The sequence below is a fragment of the Ruegeria sp. HKCCD7221 genome, assembly GCF_013031225.1.
Taxonomy (GTDB): Bacteria; Pseudomonadota; Alphaproteobacteria; order Rhodobacterales; family Rhodobacteraceae; genus Ruegeria.
The window spans coordinates 17,716-32,883 of record NZ_WPZE01000010.1; the positions used below are offsets into that span (position 1 = coordinate 17,716).

Here is a 15,168-nt window from a genome sequence, read left to right on the forward strand (position 1 = left end):
ACGATGGTGGTTGATCGCCGTGCAAAAATGGGCCTCTGACACTTTCTACGCTTCGTTGGCTTATGTGGTGGCATCTTTCCTTACGTTTGAGGTTCTGATGCCGCTGCAGAATGTTTTCTTTCCGGAATACCCCAGCCGCGCCAGCCTTTTGTTTCTGCCGCACGGTGTGCGCGTTCTGGCAGCGTGGTTGCTTGGCTGGCGTTCGATCTACGCCTTACTTCCGGGCGTCTTAATTGTGTTCGCGTTTCTTGGTGGCTCTGACGTATTCCTGCCCAGCCGCCTCATGGCTATCGCAATTGCCGTGACCACTGTTCCGGCAGTATTCTACCTTTTGAAATGGGTGGGCTGGGATTTGTTCCCGCGCGCCGACCGCAAACCCTGCTGGTCCTGCATCATGGGGGTCGGTGTCATTACCTCATTCCTTGTCGCCGGGCTGACCAACTTGGCCTTCGGCAGCGCGCGCGTTGAATACGTCGCTTATCTTATCGGTGATATCTCGGGCCTGTTCTTCCTTATGCTGGGACTGTATTTCGCATTCCGCATTGCGGATAGCCGCCCCTAACCCAGAATGCCGCGCCGCAGCAGATTCAGTCCCGCAATCAGCAAGACCAGCAACGTGACCTTTCGGAACCGCGCCTGATCAATACGTGATTGCAACTGCAGCCCAACCCACATGCCGATCAGCGCAGGCAAAATCAAAACTGCCGAGAACGGAGCCGTCTGGGCATTGAAGATGCCCGAACCCAGATGCGCCACCAACAAAGCCACGGCACCCAGGCTATAGATCACGCCTTGAACCCGCATCTGTACAGCCTTCGGCGTGTTCAGCGCAGTCAGGTAGAGAACGGTGGGCGGCCCCCAGACCCCTGACAAACCGCCGACAAACCCGGCGATTGATCCGATACTGGCCTCGATCCGGGCTGAGGATTTTTCAAGCGTCAGCTTCAAGCCCAACATCTGAATCAAGGCGAAGAACGTCACCGGAATGCCGATAATCAACACAAACGTCTTTTCCGGGACAATGCTGACCAGTTGCGCGCCCAGAAGCAGGAACACCAATCCGACGCTTAGAAAAACCCGAAATTTCCGGATGGCGTCAATGGCTGCGGGTACCCCCTCTCGAAGCGCCTGAAAGCCATTCGTCACAATTGTCGGCAAAATCAGACCGGCAATGGCAAGATTAGGCGACAGGATCATACTTAGCCCGGATACCAACACCATTGGCATCGCAAACCCAACCATGCCTTTGATCCAACCGGCCAAGAAAGCGACGCCGAAGGCAAGCAGCAACTCCTGCGAAGTGAAAGCGGAAAACAACGTCATGGCACTGTGATAGCATCCCTGAAATTCTCTGCATTGCAAAAATGATCAAGCAATTTTTGAACTTTTTCGCAGCGTAATTCGTATTTTTGTTGCGCTGCACGTGCAGCATGGTAAGACCATACGACCCAGAAAAGGACGTGATTCATGGCCCATGACGGACAGGATATGACCCAGATGACAACATCCGCGATTTTGCCCGACCTTCTGACTTTGACCCGCGTTGCGGTGCCCGCTGTCGAAGCAGTGTTTGAACGCGCGCGCGAGTCGGTCCGGGCAATGGTAACCAAGGACGGTCGTGTATCTGGTGCGTTGATCGAAGCCAACCAAACCGCAGCACATGGGCTGGCATGGCTTGCGACGTACCAGCAATCCCTGCAACAAATGCAACGCTGGGCCGAGGCGTTGGACGCCGATGGCAAATTTGGCGAAATCGAACAATTGCTGCACCAGATCGCCTTTGGCGAATATCTGCATCAGGTCGCCGGCGGCATTCCGATGAACCAGGGTGAGGTCGTGCGCCTGCAGGATATGGGCCTTGGCTGGGACGCGCTGTCGGGCTTCCAAAGCTCCGAAGTGCAGACGCTGATGGCGCAGGCGAACTCTCAGGCCGCCCGCACACGTCTGGTGGCCCTGATGGAAGATCAGGCCGGTGCGACCATGTTTGGCGCTTCGGGTTTGGAAGAAGAACTGGAAATGATCCGCGACCAGTTCCGCCGTTACGCACAGGAAAAAGTCGAACCGAACGCTCATGACTGGCATCTCAAGGATGAACTGATCCCGATCGAGATCATCGAGGAACTGGCCGAGATGGGCGTCTTTGGCCTGACCATCCCCGAAGAATTCGGCGGATTTGGCCTGTCCAAAGCCTCGATGTGCGTGGTGTCCGAGGAACTGTCGCGCGGTTATATTGGCGTCGGTTCACTGGGCACGCGGTCCGAGATTGCGGCTGAGTTGATCATCGCAGGCGGCACGGACGAGCAAAAGGCCCAATGGCTTCCCAAAATCGCCAGCGCCGAGATCCTGCCCACGGCTGTTTTCACCGAACCCAACACCGGCTCGGATCTTGGTAGCCTACGCACCCGCGCAACCAAGACCGGGGATGGCGATTACGAGGTCACCGGAAACAAGACATGGATCACCCATGCCGCACGCACCCATGTGATGACCCTGCTGGCCCGCACCAACCCTGACACCACCGACCACCGTGGCCTGTCGATGTTCCTGGCGGAAAAAACGCCGGGCACGGATGAGAACCCCTTCCCCACCGAAGGCATGACCGGCGGTGAGATCGAGGTTCTGGGTTATCGCGGCATGAAAGAATACGAGCTGGGTTTTGACGGCTTCAAAGTCAAAGGTGAAAACCTGCTTGGCGGCGAAGAGGGTAAAGGCTTCAAACAACTGATGGAGACTTTCGAATCCGCCCGCATCCAAACCGCCGCACGGGCCATTGGCGTGGCGCAAAGCGCGCTGGATATCGCCATGCAATACGCGCAGGAACGCAAGCAATTCGGCAAATCGCTGATTAATTTCCCGCGTGTCTCGGGCAAGCTGGCGATGATGGCGGTCGAAATCATGATCGCGCGTCAGTTGACCTATTTCAGCGCATGGGAAAAAGACCACGGCCAGCGCTGCGACCTTGAGGCTGGCATGGCCAAGCTATTGGGGGCTCGTGTTGCTTGGGCCGCCGCTGATAACGGTTTGCAGATTCATGGCGGCAACGGTTTTGCACTGGAATACAAGATCAGTCGCGTTCTGTGTGACGCACGCATTCTAAACATTTTTGAGGGGGCTGCTGAAATTCAGGCACAAGTGATCGCTCGGCGTTTGCTGGGCTAACCTGATTACGGCAACCCCGTTTCCCCAACTTGACCCGGCGTTCGCGCCGGGTCTTTTTTGTCAGCAGGTGCGTGCGCTTTTGGCTGATCTGTCAGTTCGTTCTATGAATTCACTCAAAACGACGATAGAGCAGCCAAAACGTACAAACAGTTCCAAATGCGAAAATCAGAATGATCCGATCTTTATTGGTGCTTTGCGCGACCGTCCTGACCCTTGCGCTTGGCGGCTGCACGACCACGCAACCCAGCGCTGGTCAAGACGACATTGACGCGCTTGCCGCGGCTATCATGGACCTCGACCCGCGTGTCGACCCTGCCGAGGCGCAAAGGGCTGCCCGCATTTCATACACATATTCGCAGCAATTAGCGCGGGACTGGAACGTTACGGACCCGGCGATCATTCACAATGCAAAGGTCATTAACGGGTTTCGGGAACGAGGGTTGTGCAATGACTGGGCCGAAGCCATGTCCACACGCCTGCGGCAGGAAGATTTTCGGACACTGGACGTGCATTGGGCCACGTCACCACCAACATCGTTTCGCATCATCCATCACTCGGCCCTGATCAGCGCCAAAGGTGCCTCGATGTATGACGGTGTCATTCTCGACCCTTGGCGGAACAGTGGGGCGCTTTTCTGGGCCCCTGTGCGCGAAGACACTCGTTATAACTGGCGGCCTCGTAGCGAGGTTCGGGAAGAACTGCTGAACGGCGCGATACCGTATTGATAAGGATACCGGCATGATACGCCTCGTCTTTGCTTTTCCTCTGCTGGCGCTACTGCAATGCGACAAGGACGAAACCGTGGCCGCCTATGGCGCGGCGGATCAGACCTGGGTACTGCAGGAAATCGATGGTGAACGCTTTCCGGCAAGCGCCCTGCTGAGTTTCCCCGAAGAAGGCAAAATCGCAGGCAATGCCCCCTGCAACAGCTACAGCGGTACGCTGAACGCGCCCTACCCTTGGTTCGAAATCGCCGACCTGACGGCCACACGCGCGGCCTGCGCCGGTCTTGAAGCCGAAGGGTTCTACTTTGCGGCGCTACTGGCCATGACCCAGTCCGAAGTATCCGGCGATGTCCTGATCCTGCGCAATGACGACGGGCACGAAATGGTGTTCAAAGCCGCCGAGTGAACTGATCAATGAAACGGGCTCGGGCCTCGGGCAGTGGGTTGTGACCAAGCGATGGGGCCAGATGATGCTCCAGAAAGTAGCCAGTGGTCCGCAGACCCTGCGCGATTTCTGAATCCGGGGCTGTGCCTTCGCCCTTCAGGCAGAGGGGCAAAGGCAACAGCCTGTCCGCCCATTCCCCCGCGCCCTGCTTGCTGACCGCTCGTCCGGTTTTCGGCGAGACAAAAATCAACCCCTCGGTCGCGCCGGTCACAGCACAGGCTGAAAAGTCGAGGCCAAAGCCCAATTCCTCAAGCAACGCCAGTTCCCACCGCAGATAAGCCAGTGGCCAAATCTCATCTTGGCCCAGCAGGTCCATCAACTGTTCGGTTTGCTTGTAAACCCCCGGATGCGGTTCACGCTCGGGCAGGCTGAAGGACAGCAACGCCACCACCGCGTTCAGCCCGGACAGCGCCAACCGACCGGAAAACGCCGCCGCTGCGCGGGACCGCAACGGTTCAACCTGAAACGTGCCAAGATGCTCTTCCAGCCGAGCCCGCCAAAGCACATCCAACTGCGCACCCGGTTGCAGGATCGGAGAAATCTTGCGGCTGGCCCCACCCCGAACAACCCCGGCGTGACGGCCGTGGGCTTCGGTAAAGACCTCGATGATCGCCGAGGTCTCACCATGTCTGCGGGAGGTCAGAAGGATGCCATGATCGCGCCAGTCCAAGTTTTGATCCCGTGACAGATTGTGCTGAGCGCAGCAAATCCCAAGCCAGCGCAGTGTGCAAGGGTATCAAATGCGAGGCGCCACAAAGTCTTGGCGTTTTGCGCCATGGTTTGGGCTCAAGTTGTTACGCGCCGAGCCGGACCATCACTCCAGCCCGTCCTCACCCAAAAGGTGCCGCCCTTGCCGATCTTCAACCTCGATCACCCAAAGATCAGGGTCAAAACTGCGTTGGCGTTGAATGGCTTGGTCCACGTCTGCCTCCGCGCCACCGGACAGCTCCACCCATTTACGCTCACCGCTCATCAAGTCAAAGCTGCGTTGGTATGCCACCGCCTGACCATCCAGCGTGTTCATTTTGACCAAGACGGCACCGGCCGTATCGTCGCCATGCGACACGACAAATGCAGGGATATCCTGAAGCCGCAACCGCGCGATATAGGCGTGAACCCAGAAATCTGCGGTCAGACGGGTCATGCGTTTCCGTCTTTGAAATCCAGCCCCATTTCCGAATAGCGCTCGGACTCTTCCAGCCAGTTAGGTCGGACCTTTACCTGCAGGAACAGGTGGATTTTACGGTCCAGAAACTCTTCCAGTTCGGCGCGGGCCGCTTGGCTGACGGCTTTGATTGTTTCGCCGCGCTTGCCCAAAACGATCCCTTTGTGGCCATCGCGCATGACATAGATGACCTGATCTATCTTGGCCGAGCCATCCTTGCGCTCTTCCCAATTCTCGGTCTCGACCGTGAGCTGATAGGGCAATTCCTGATGCAGCCGCAGGGTCAGTTTCTCGCGCGTCATTTCGGCTGCGATCATCCGCAGCGGCAGATCGGCAATTTGGTCTTCGGGATAGAGCCACGGGCCCTCGGGCAATTCAGCCGCCAACCATTTGCGAAGGTCATCGACACCGTGGCCTTTCTCGGCCGAAATCATGAAGGTATCAGCAAATGGATAGCGCGCGTTCAGGTCGCTGGTCAGCGCCAGCAGCTTTTCACTGGGCACCTTGTCGATCTTGTTGATCGCCAATGCGATGGTACGGCCCTGCCCGATCTCTTCCAGCCCCTCCAGGATACGTTCGACCCCTTCGGTGATGCCGCGATGCGCCTCGACCATCAGAACAACGACATCAGCATCCGCCGCCCCGCCCCACGCTGCGGCAACCATCGCGCGATCCAGTCGGCGACGTGGTTTGAACAAGCCGGGTGTGTCCACAAACACAAGCTGCGCATCCCCTTCCATCGCGACGCCACGAATACGGGCGCGCGTAGTCTGAACCTTATGCGTCACGATCGAAACCTTGGCCCCGACCATCCGGTTCAGAAGGGTGGATTTGCCTGCGTTAGGCTCTCCGATCAGAGCGATAAATCCGGCGCGTGTGGTCATGTGTGCTGCGATCCTGTTTGCAAGTGCGCACCCCTATATCAGAAAGAGCCGATGGGCCAGAGGCATTTGTTGCAAGACAGCCATGCGCAACCGCCCCGCGATCCCTTGCGATCTACATTCCCCGAAAAAAGGTCAGCGGCGTGTAAAATTCTCTGCTAGCCTAAAGTTGCATATTACAGGTGGACTACGTGTTTTCAGCTTTCGTCGGCATCAGGCATTGGACGGGCAGCATGTTTGCCGGAATGTTCACTGTTCTGGTTTGCTCAGTATCTACGGCCGTTAGACCGGCACATGCCGAGACCGTGAAGTTTCGCATCGCCGAAACCGTGCAGGTCAAAGGCAAGGACCTTCCTTATACTCTTTTTGTGTCCCTCAAAGACGCTGGCGAAACCCGGTTGGGTATGGACGCGTTTTTGGATCTTCGTTCACTGCAGGACCTCGCGCCGTGGCTGTTTTCAAGCGTTCTGAAGGAAACCTGCCAGCAAAAATTCGCTTTGGCCGTTTCACAAGTGTCAGCCCAGGCAGATGCCTTGGTGGCGGATGGACAGGTTCAGGCCAAATTCTATGCCTGCGACACCGATGATCCCAAAACGCACTACCGAGGTGTTTTGCTGTTCGGGCAGAATGTGGACGTCATGATCAAAGCTTCTGCCGCAGTTGAACGGAACTGTCTTCAATTACGTCTGGAAGATGTTGAATTGGACTTACAGGGGTTTGTCGGAACTGTCTCTGACATGATCGGGCTGACGGAAAAAGCCCGCCTCTTGATCCTTGAAAAAGGCGCCGAAGTATTGGCGGAAAACCCCGTTTGCCCAGAGCTTCCAAGTGAATTGAAAGGGTTGGAGCCGCGCTTTACCTCTGGCGGGATCAGAGAAATCGGCAGCGGCGGCGTGGGTGCTGCACTTAGCGGTTCGGTTGATACCAGTGCAGGAACGCTGTTGGACCTAATCGCGGCGCTACAGGAAAAGCAAGGGTTCGGGGTGGTGGAATGAAGCGGTACTTTGCCCTTGCCCTTGGCTTCTGTCTGGGCTTCCACCCAGCGGATGCCCGTGACGTGCAGCTCGAGTTTGAGCGGACCTTGGGATCGGATGGCACTGAAATTCCGTACCAGTTGAACCTGACGTTGAAAGAGGTTTCACCAACCCGTATCTCGGTGGATGCCCTTCTGGATTTGCGGGATATCCAAGCCGCGTTGATACAGGGCCTAAGAAACACTGAATTATCCGACTTGTGTAATGCCGACGTAACATTGGACAGCCTTGATCTGTCTGCCTTCGGGCGCGATGTGAATGTGGAAGGCCGCGTCAAGATGGAGGCCTTCCGCTGCGATCATCAACTCGGGCAGCCTCCCAAACGGCAAGACAGCATAGCCGCGAATACGATCACATTTACCGGAACCGCGTCTGCTCAGGTGCAAAACCAGTGCGTGTATTTTGATTTGACCGGTTTGGAGTTGACCCTTGAAACCCCGATCCTTGATCCCAACACAAAGCAGGGGTTTTTGAGCGATGCCCGCAGCATCACCGAAAAGGCCGCTGACGCCCTGCTAAAGCGCAACTCAATCTGTCCAACGCTTCCGCCAGAACTTTCATCCATTGACCCGCGCTATGACGCCGGTGGCACGGTGGAAATTGGCGACGGGGGGATTGGCGTTGCGCTGGATGGGTCTTTCGATGTCAGCCCAGATACAATCCTGAGCATATTGAAGGTTCTGCAAGAGCAGGGAAAACTGCCGCCCGCACCTTAGCGATCAGGTCAGCCTGTCCAACAGCGCTTTTGCGGCTGCCTGCTCTGCCTGACGCTTTGATCCAGCCGTTGACTGCGCCTCGGTTCCGTCCTGAAGACGGGCTGCGATGGTGAAAACCGGCGCATGATCCGGGCCGCTGCGCTTGATTTCGACATAGGACGGAGGTTTCTGGCCCCGCGCCTGCGCCCATTCCTGCAAAGAGGTTTTCGCGTCGCGCGCATCCTCTTCGACATTGTGAATCCGGTCACCCCACAGCCTGAGGATAACCTCGGCCGCTGTCTCAAAACCGGCATCGCGGTAGACTGCGGCAATGACCGCTTCCATCGCATCCCCCAGCAGGGCTTGTTTGCGACGACCGCCCGACAGCATCTCGGATCGGCCCAGTTTCAACACCGCGCCCAGATCAATCTGCCGCGCCACGTCCGCACAGGCCTCTTTTCGGACAAGGGCGTTGAACCGCGGGGCAAGCTGCCCTTCGGACGCTTTCTTGTCGCTTTCCAGAAGTGCCGTTGCCATCACCAGACCCAATACCCGGTCGCCCAGAAACTCCAACCGCTGATTATCTGGTCGTGTCGGCGACGAGACTGATCCATGGGTCAGCGCGCGTACCAGAAGCTCGGGGTTCGAGAACTCATACCCCAACCGCTTTTGAAAAGCTTTTATTTCAGCCGATAGCTTCAATTGACCGCCTTGAAGAACCGGTCGCCCCGCCAAGTCCAGAAGAACAGCATAGACCGGCCAGCGGACGAGAACATGATACGGTCGGCCCGACCGATCAGGTCTTCGTAGGGGACATACCCAACTCCCCCGGCCGATACCGGCAGGCGGCTGTCGCTGGAGTTATCACGGTTGTCGCCCATAAAGAAATATTCACCCTCGGGCACGGTATAGATGCCGGTATTGTCCGATCCCTGATTGCCGATATTAAGCACATCGTAAGACACGCCATTGGGCAATGTCTCAATCACTCGGGATTTTTCGCAAAGACCGCCAAAGCCAACCGGACCGTTTTCGCAACGTGGTCTCAATCCCTGCGATCCCTGAGGTTCAGAGATTTCGGTGAATACCCCGTCGGGCTTCTGCGGAACCGGGGTGCCGTTCAGAATGATCTGCCCTTCACGGATCTGAATACGATCGCCCGGCAAACCGATCAGGCGCTTGATATAGTCGCGCCCGTTGACCGGATGGCGGAACACGATCACATCGCCGCGCTCTGGCTCAGTGCCCCAAATACGCGTGTTATCCTCGCCCTGCATCCATCCACAGATTTCTTCGGCGTCGATATTCAGGCCAACGCTGGGAATAATCAGGCTGGGGCAGGACGCATAAGAATACCCATAGGCCATCTTGTTGACGAACAGGAAGTCCCCGATCAACAGGGTCTGTTTCATCGAGCCGGACGGAATCCAGAAGGGCTGAAAGAACAGCGTGCGGAAAACACCTGCGATCAACAGCGCGTAGACGATGGTTTTGATCGTCTCCCACACGGGATTTCCGGTTTTGACGTCCTCGGCCATACTGCTCTCCGGTCCTTGGTTTGTTGGGGTGCTACATGCGTGGCGCGGCAAGGTTAGTCAAGGCTGAGCGCTGCGTTATTGAAGCGGGCGCGCCTCGATCACTACGAAGGCCTGGGCCCAGGGGTGATCATCGGTCAGCGTGACGTGGACGATTGCCTCGTGGCCCTCGGGGGTCATCTCACGCAGCCGTTCTGCCGCCCAACCCGTCACATGCATGACCGGTTGACCGGTTTTCAGATTGGTGACTGACATATCCTTCCACGCGATCCCCATACGCAGACCGGTGCCCAGCGCCTTGGAGCACGCTTCTTTCGCTGCCCAGCGTTTGGCATAGGTTCCAGCTGTGTCGGCACGGTTCTCGGCCTTGCGCTGTTCAATCTCAGTGAAGACGCGGTTGCGGAACCGATCGCCGAACCGGTCAAGCGTGCCCTGGATACGTTCGATATTCGCGAGGTCTGTGCCGATGCCGAGGATCATTGGTTTCTCAATTTAGCAATGGCGACAATCAACGGTAATTTGACTGGCTTGGCAAGCAGATGGTGGGTCAGCGCTATTTTGTGATAAGCATTGACCAAATTGTCCCAGCAGAGGGCTTTGGAGATGTTCAACAGACTATTCTGGGGAATTGTGGCGGCCATCTTACCGTTGGCCAGCATCGCCACGGCGCAAAATCAGGACTGCGGTGAAGAGGATAATCCATGTCAGGTTGGGCAGCTTACCTACAGGGTCGTCTTGCCAGAGGTACCGCAAAATGCCCCAAGCGTAATCTACCTGCACGGATATGCCGCCACCGCCGACTCGGCAGTCAAACGATCCAACCTCACAACCCCCTTTATTGAAAGGGGAATTGCGGTCATCGTTCCAAATGGACAAGCAGATGTCGGAAACCCCAAAGTTCTGGACTGGGGTGTTCACGATGGCCATCGCTGGCCCAGAGATGATTTGAAGGCACTGGAAGACATAAAAGCAGACGCCGTAAATCGTTTTGGCCTGGACGCTAATAGAATTTTACTTGCCGGGTATTCCCGTGGCGGTTCAATGGTCTGGGACAAGGCCTGTTATTCGCACGACTTTGCATCTGCCTACGCATCTGCATCCGGCGCGTTTTGGGAACCGATGTGGCGACGGTGCAGCGGCCCGGTGCACATGCATCACTCACATGGATTTGCGGATCGCACTGTACCGCTGGAAGGCAGGTTCGTGGTTTTCGGCGGGTATGAATTTGAACAAGGAAGTGTTCTCAAGTCTGTCGAACTGCTGACCCGCACCAACGAATGCGGCCAAATGGCAAATGCGGCGGATACAAATTCATCAACTTGGGAAAAAAGATGGACCAAGTGTAAAGGGGGGTCGGTCACGTTGGCGTTAGGGCCACACGGCCATGGTCGACAGGCCGATTGGGCGGACCAAGTGGCGCAATGGTTCATCGAACTTCCCGCCACTCGGTAGAGGCACCGTTTCAGCTTGCCCTCCGCGCCTCATCCATCAACCTGCGCATCTCGGCTATGGCGGGGGTGAGGCCGCGAAAGATGGCTTCGCCGATCAGGAAATGACCGATGTTCAGCTCGCGCACCTCGGGGAAGGCGGCAATAGGTTGAACTGTGTCATAGGTCAGGCCGTGGCCTGCGTGGACCTCAAGGCCCAGCGAATGGGCGAAAGCCGACATCTCGCGCAGGCCTTCCAGTTCACGGTTGGCCTCGTCCATGTGACCCTCGGCAAAGGCGTCGCAATATGCACCGGTGTGCAGTTCGATCACTTCGGCACCGATGCGATGGGCGGCCTCGATCTGGCGTTGGTCGGCGGCGATAAAGATGGACACGCGGCAGCCGACGTCCCGTAGCGGAGCGATGAAATGCGCCAGCTTGTTTTCCTCGCGCGCAACCTCAAGCCCGCCCTCGGTGGTGCGTTCCTCGCGCTTTTCGGGGACAATACAGACCGCGTGCGGCTTATGGCGCAGGGCGATCTTCTGCATCTCGGGCGTGGCGGCCATTTCAAAGTTCAGCGGAACGGTCAGCGCATCCATCAACGCTTCAATATCGGCATCAACGATGTGCCGGCGATCCTCGCGCAGATGAGCGGTGATACCGTCTGCGCCAGCCTCTTCTGCCAGTTTTGCGGCGCGCATTGGATCGGGATAGGCCCCGCCCCGCGCATTTCTAATGGTCGCCACGTGGTCGATGTTCACGCCCAGACGCAAATGATTGTCAGACATCGCCTGATTCCTTTTCCGAACTTTTGGCCGAGCCTAGTGCGTTTGAAACTGGAACGGCAGTCTTGGTTTCGGCCAGCCGTTTGATTTCATCAAACTTTGCCTTGATCTTGTCGCGGCGGCGCTGCTGATAGGTGCGGATCAAAGGCAGGCTGAGGTAGTAACAAATCGCAGCGGCCAAAAGACCCGGAAGAATTCCGCCAATCAGATAGGGGTAGAACACCTCACGATAGAAGATGCCAAGCCCGTGCCAATCCGCGACCCGGTCGGTGAACATGGCGATCAGGTTGTCTTTCAGATCGCGCAGGGCATTAGCGAATTTTCCCATCAGCCCCTGCGTGTCGCCTTCCTGAAACTCGGTCCCGAGCAGGAAATGGCCCGTCTGCAGGCAAACCACTCCGATAGGTACATAAGTCAACGGGTTGCCAAAGAATGTCCCGCTGAGCGCAGCCAGAATGTTGCCGTTGATCAAACGCGCGCACACCGCGGCTACGACGAAGTGCAATCCATAAAAGGGGGTGAACGCTGCAAAGACCCCTGCCCCGATCCCGCGCGCAATACGTTCAGGCGAATCCGGTAGGCGGCGGACCCGATGTTTGACGTAGTGAAAAGCGCGCGTCCATCCGCCTCGGGGATAGACGAATTCGGATGCGATCTGGACAGGCGAGCGTCGATCTCGGCGCTTGAAAACCACTCCTGATCACCCCTTCCTAGCCTGCCGCCACGGCGGTTTTGGTCCTGTCCCGGTAGCGTTCGACCGCGGCAACGTCGCTTTCGGCCTCCAGCATCAGCATCAGCGAATGCAATTGCTCAAGATCCCGAAGTTCGACATTGATCAACAAACGGTAAAAATCCGGTTTGCGGTCGACAAATTCCAAGTTTGAAATATTGGCCTTTTTCTCGCCGATCAATGTGCAAATACGCCCCAGTACCCCGGCGTCATTACCGATTGTCAGATCCAGGGTTGCACCATAAACAGCCGGGTGCGTTCCGGTATGCCAGTGCAGATCGACCCAACGGTCGGGCTCACCCTCAAACTCGGTCAGGCGATCGCAATCAATGGCGTGGACCACAACGCCTTTCCCGCGATAGGTAATCCCCACGATCCGCTCACCCGGCAGAGGCTGACAGCAAGGCGCGCGGTCGAATTTCTGCCCCGGCTCCAGACCGATCACAGCACGGCGCAACGGGATCGCGTCGCCGTCATCCTGTGTCAGTTCCGGATAAACCGCACTGACCACATCATGGGCGGTCAGTTCCGCGCTGCCAAGCCGCGCCAGCAATTCGTGGCGGTCTTTCAAACGAAGATGCTTGGCGGCCGTATCCAAGGCTTTGTCGGTCGCTTTGCGTCCGACGTGATCAAAGCCGGACCGCGCCAACTCTTTGCCCAGCTTGATGAACCGTTCACGGTCCACTTCGCGCAGCGCACGGCGAATGGCGGTTCTCGCCTTCCCGGTCACCGCAATCTCAAGCCATGTGACCTGCGGGGTTTGCCCGTCGGCGGTGATAATATCCACCGATTGCCCATTCTTGATCCGTGTCCACAACGGAACCCTGATGCCGTCCACTTTGGCGCCAACACAGGCGGACCCGATCCGGGTGTGGATCGCATACGCAAAGTCAATCGGCGTGGCCCCGCGCGGCAGCTTGACCACGTCGCCCTTGGGCGTGAAGCAGAACACCTGGTCGGAATACATCTCCAACTTGACCGCTTCGAGGAAATCTTCGTGATCCTCTTCGCTGTCAAACTGTTCGGTCAGGTTGGCGATCCATTTCGCCGGATCGACCGCAAACGGGTTTTCCGAGCGGACACCATCGCGATAAGACCAATGCGCGGCCACACCTGTTTCGGCAACGTCATGCATCTGACGGGTACGAATCTGAACCTCGACCCGTTTACCGTCGCGTCCCGACACGGTTGTATGGATCGAGCGGTACCCGTTCGATTTCGGCTGGCTGATGTAGTCCTTGAACCGCCCCGGCACCGCACGCCAGCGTTGGTGGATTGCGCCCAGCGTCCGGTAACAATCTTCTTCGGTCTGAGTGATGATGCGGAATCCATAGATGTCAGACAGGCGCGAAAAGCCTTGATCCTTTTCCTGCATCTTGCGCCAAATCGAATAAGGTTTCTTGGCGCGGCCAAACACCTCAGCTTCGATCCCGGCCTTTTCCAACTCGCGCCGCATATCGCCCGTGATGCGATGAATCACATCACCGGTTTCACGCTGCAATGTGATGAAACGGCGAATGATCGACTGGCGGCCTTCGGGGTTCAGAACGCGAAAGGCGAGGTCTTCCAGCTCCTCGCGCATCCATTGCATCCCCATGCGGCCTGCAAGCGGCGCGTAGATATCCATCGTCTCGCGCGCCTTTTGCACCTGCTTTTCGGGGCGCATCGCCTTGATCGTGCGCATGTTGTGCAGGCGGTCGGCCAGCTTGACCAGAATAACCCGCAAGTCCTTGGACATCGCCATGAACAGTTTGCGAAAGTTCTCGGCCTGTTTGGTTTCACGACTGGAAAGCTGCAGGTTCGTCAGCTTGGTGACACCGTCCACCAGCTTGGCGACCTCATCCCCGAACAGATCAGACACCTTGCCGTAATTGGCCTTGGTGTCCTCGATTGTGTCATGCAAAAGGGCCGTGATGATCGTTGCATCATCCAGACGCTGTTCGGTCAGGATGGCGGCAACGGCAACGGGGTGGGTAAAATAAGGCTCTCCCGAGTGGCGGAATTGGCCTTCGTGCATCTGCTTTCCGAACTCATAAGCCCGGGCGATGCGGTCTGCATTTGTCTTAGGGTTGTAGTTGCGGACCAGCGCAATCAGATCGTCTGCAGAAATCATCCGGTCCGCACCTTCGTTCGAGGGGATTACCCCTGGCCTTGAGCCTCCATCAGAGCGCGCAGAAGCTTTTCTTCGGACATATCGTCGTCCGCAGGCTTATCGGTTTCCGCACCCATCAGCAGAGCCATCTGGTCTTCTTCCGGCTCGTCAACTTCAATCTGGGTCTGGTTGGCTTCGATCAGGCGCTCGCGCAGCTCATCCGCGCTTTGGGTTTCGTCCGCGATCTCGCGCAGCGAAACGACAGGGTTTTTGTCGTTGTCGCGGTCCACGGTGATCGGGCCACCAGCGGAAATCTCGCGCGCACGATGGGCGGCAAGCATCACAAGCTCGAACCGGTTTGGCACTTTGTCTACGCAGTCTTCAACCGTCACGCGGGCCATAGGGCGCTCTCCGTTACTGAATCCATGTCAGGAAGAGGTTTATCTAAGCGCGAATCCCCGCCTTGACAAGCAGGAAATGCTGCAAATGCACCGT

The 15,168-nt window shown here is 57.3% G+C and carries 18 protein-coding genes; 7 read left to right on the plus strand and 11 right to left on the minus strand.

The window, feature by feature from the left end; all coding sequences use genetic code 11:
• The first annotated feature begins 19 nt into the window (after positions 1-19).
• Positions 20-562 (plus strand): hypothetical protein, encoded by a 543-nt coding sequence (locus GOX73_RS18150; RefSeq protein WP_371808665.1) that lies wholly within the window; start codon positions 20-22, stop codon positions 560-562.
• Here the strand turns inward: GOX73_RS18150 and GOX73_RS18155 are convergent.
• A complete protein-coding gene (locus GOX73_RS18155; protein ID WP_171125250.1) occupies positions 559-1,323 on the minus strand; it encodes a sulfite exporter TauE/SafE family protein in 765 nt (254 codons plus the stop codon). The two genes, GOX73_RS18150 and GOX73_RS18155, sit on opposite strands and share 4 nt — an antisense overlap.
• Positions 1,324-1,467: 144 nt before the next feature.
• On the opposite strand from GOX73_RS18155, the gene GOX73_RS18160 reads away from it, so the two are divergent.
• The 3 genes from GOX73_RS18160 to GOX73_RS18170 all read left to right on the plus strand — a co-directional run bounded on the left by GOX73_RS18160 (position 1,468) and on the right by GOX73_RS18170 (position 4,290).
• Complete coding sequence (locus GOX73_RS18160) at positions 1,468-3,159, plus strand: acyl-CoA dehydrogenase family protein (RefSeq protein WP_171126839.1); 1,692 nt, start codon at positions 1,468-1,470, stop codon at positions 3,157-3,159.
• A gap of 170 nt (positions 3,160-3,329) precedes the next feature.
• Complete coding sequence (locus GOX73_RS18165; RefSeq protein WP_171126840.1) at positions 3,330-3,884, plus strand: hypothetical protein; 555 nt, start codon at positions 3,330-3,332, stop codon at positions 3,882-3,884.
• Between the two features lie 13 nt (positions 3,885-3,897).
• Positions 3,898-4,290, plus strand: a complete 393-nt coding sequence (locus GOX73_RS18170; protein WP_171126842.1) for an META domain-containing protein — start codon at positions 3,898-3,900, stop codon at positions 4,288-4,290.
• Here GOX73_RS18170 and recO read toward each other — a convergent pair.
• The 3 genes from recO to era form a co-directional block, all read right to left on the minus strand.
• Positions 4,274-4,999: a DNA repair protein RecO gene (recO, locus tag GOX73_RS18175; protein ID WP_171126844.1), complete on the minus strand. Its 726-nt coding sequence runs from the start codon at positions 4,997-4,999 to the stop codon at positions 4,274-4,276. The two genes, GOX73_RS18170 and recO, sit on opposite strands and share 17 nt — an antisense overlap.
• 144 nt (positions 5,000-5,143) lie before the next feature.
• A complete protein-coding gene (locus GOX73_RS18180; protein ID WP_171125259.1) occupies positions 5,144-5,473 on the minus strand; it encodes a DUF1491 family protein in 330 nt (109 codons plus the stop codon).
• Positions 5,470-6,378: a GTPase Era gene (gene era / locus GOX73_RS18185; protein WP_171126846.1), complete on the minus strand. Its 909-nt coding sequence runs from the start codon at positions 6,376-6,378 to the stop codon at positions 5,470-5,472. Before era ends, GOX73_RS18180 begins: the two co-directional genes overlap by 4 nt.
• Positions 6,379-6,566: 188 nt before the next feature.
• Between era and GOX73_RS18190 the strand changes: the two genes are divergently transcribed.
• Both GOX73_RS18190 and GOX73_RS18195 read left to right on the plus strand, forming a co-directional pair.
• On the plus strand, positions 6,567-7,370 hold the full coding sequence (locus tag GOX73_RS18190; protein WP_171126848.1) for a hypothetical protein: 804 nt from the start codon (positions 6,567-6,569) through the stop codon (positions 7,368-7,370).
• On the plus strand, positions 7,367-8,125 hold the full coding sequence (locus tag GOX73_RS18195; RefSeq protein WP_171126850.1) for a hypothetical protein: 759 nt from the start codon (positions 7,367-7,369) through the stop codon (positions 8,123-8,125). Before GOX73_RS18190 ends, GOX73_RS18195 begins: the two co-directional genes overlap by 4 nt.
• Before the next feature lie 3 nt (positions 8,126-8,128).
• Here GOX73_RS18195 and rnc read toward each other — a convergent pair whose 3' ends face one another.
• From rnc to acpS, 3 genes are all read right to left on the minus strand, one after another.
• Positions 8,129-8,806: a ribonuclease III gene (gene rnc, locus GOX73_RS18200; protein WP_171125267.1), complete on the minus strand. Its 678-nt coding sequence runs from the start codon at positions 8,804-8,806 to the stop codon at positions 8,129-8,131.
• Positions 8,803-9,642 (minus strand): signal peptidase I, encoded by an 840-nt coding sequence (gene lepB / locus GOX73_RS18205; protein WP_171125269.1) that lies wholly within the window; start codon positions 9,640-9,642, stop codon positions 8,803-8,805. The genes rnc and lepB overlap by 4 nt, the downstream gene beginning before the upstream one ends.
• 75 nt (positions 9,643-9,717) lie before the next feature.
• A complete protein-coding gene (acpS, locus tag GOX73_RS18210; protein ID WP_171125271.1) occupies positions 9,718-10,119 on the minus strand; it encodes a holo-ACP synthase in 402 nt (133 codons plus the stop codon).
• Positions 10,120-10,242: 123 nt separating this feature from the next.
• Between acpS and GOX73_RS18215 the strand changes: the two genes are divergently transcribed.
• Complete coding sequence (locus GOX73_RS18215; RefSeq protein ID WP_171126852.1) at positions 10,243-11,091, plus strand: PHB depolymerase family esterase; 849 nt, start codon at positions 10,243-10,245, stop codon at positions 11,089-11,091.
• Positions 11,092-11,101: 10 nt separating this feature from the next.
• Here the strand turns inward: GOX73_RS18215 and GOX73_RS18220 are convergent, their stop codons facing one another.
• The 4 genes from GOX73_RS18220 to rpoZ are packed head-to-tail and all read right to left on the minus strand — an operon-like array spanning position 11,102 to position 15,074.
• The gene (locus tag GOX73_RS18220; protein ID WP_171126854.1) at positions 11,102-11,854 is read right to left on the minus strand and encodes a pyridoxine 5'-phosphate synthase; all 753 of its coding nucleotides are present in this window, start codon (positions 11,852-11,854) and stop codon (positions 11,102-11,104) included.
• On the minus strand, positions 11,847-12,545 hold the full coding sequence (locus GOX73_RS18225; protein WP_171125277.1) for a DUF2062 domain-containing protein: 699 nt from the start codon (positions 12,543-12,545) through the stop codon (positions 11,847-11,849). Before GOX73_RS18225 ends, GOX73_RS18220 begins: the two co-directional genes overlap by 8 nt.
• Positions 12,546-12,561: 16 nt before the next feature.
• Positions 12,562-14,694: a bifunctional (p)ppGpp synthetase/guanosine-3',5'-bis(diphosphate) 3'-pyrophosphohydrolase gene (locus GOX73_RS18230; RefSeq protein WP_171125279.1), complete on the minus strand. Its 2,133-nt coding sequence runs from the start codon at positions 14,692-14,694 to the stop codon at positions 12,562-12,564.
• Positions 14,695-14,720: 26 nt separating this feature from the next.
• Positions 14,721-15,074, minus strand: coding sequence for a DNA-directed RNA polymerase subunit omega (gene rpoZ / locus GOX73_RS18235; protein ID WP_142639234.1), 354 nt, complete (start codon positions 15,072-15,074; stop codon positions 14,721-14,723).
• Positions 15,075-15,168 lie beyond the last annotated feature (94 nt).

Bases quoted from the DNA above. Each gene is read 5' to 3' on its own strand.
- GOX73_RS18180 (WP_171125259.1), bottom strand. From the start codon at position 5,473: ATGACCCGTCTGACCGCAGATTTCTGGGTTCACGCCTATATCGCGCGG.
- GOX73_RS18165 (WP_171126840.1), top strand. From the start codon at position 3,330: ATGATCCGATCTTTATTGGTGCTTTGCGCGACCGTCCTGACCCTTGCG.
- GOX73_RS18215 (WP_171126852.1), top strand. From the start codon at position 10,243: ATGTTCAACAGACTATTCTGGGGAATTGTGGCGGCCATCTTACCGTTG.
- GOX73_RS18195 (WP_171126850.1), top strand. From the start codon at position 7,367: ATGAAGCGGTACTTTGCCCTTGCCCTTGGCTTCTGTCTGGGCTTCCAC.
- GOX73_RS18160 (WP_171126839.1), top strand. From the start codon at position 1,468: ATGGCCCATGACGGACAGGATATGACCCAGATGACAACATCCGCGATT.
- rpoZ (WP_142639234.1), bottom strand. From the start codon at position 15,074: ATGGCCCGCGTGACGGTTGAAGACTGCGTAGACAAAGTGCCAAACCGG.
- GOX73_RS18170 (WP_171126842.1), top strand. From the start codon at position 3,898: ATGATACGCCTCGTCTTTGCTTTTCCTCTGCTGGCGCTACTGCAATGC.
- GOX73_RS18230 (WP_171125279.1), bottom strand. From the start codon at position 14,694: ATGATTTCTGCAGACGATCTGATTGCGCTGGTCCGCAACTACAACCCT.
- GOX73_RS18155 (WP_171125250.1), bottom strand. From the start codon at position 1,323: ATGACGTTGTTTTCCGCTTTCACTTCGCAGGAGTTGCTGCTTGCCTTC.
- acpS (WP_171125271.1), bottom strand. From the start codon at position 10,119: ATGATCCTCGGCATCGGCACAGACCTCGCGAATATCGAACGTATCCAG.
- lepB (WP_171125269.1), bottom strand. From the start codon at position 9,642: ATGGCCGAGGACGTCAAAACCGGAAATCCCGTGTGGGAGACGATCAAA.
- era (WP_171126846.1), bottom strand. From the start codon at position 6,378: ATGACCACACGCGCCGGATTTATCGCTCTGATCGGAGAGCCTAACGCA.
- GOX73_RS18220 (WP_171126854.1), bottom strand. From the start codon at position 11,854: ATGTCTGACAATCATTTGCGTCTGGGCGTGAACATCGACCACGTGGCG.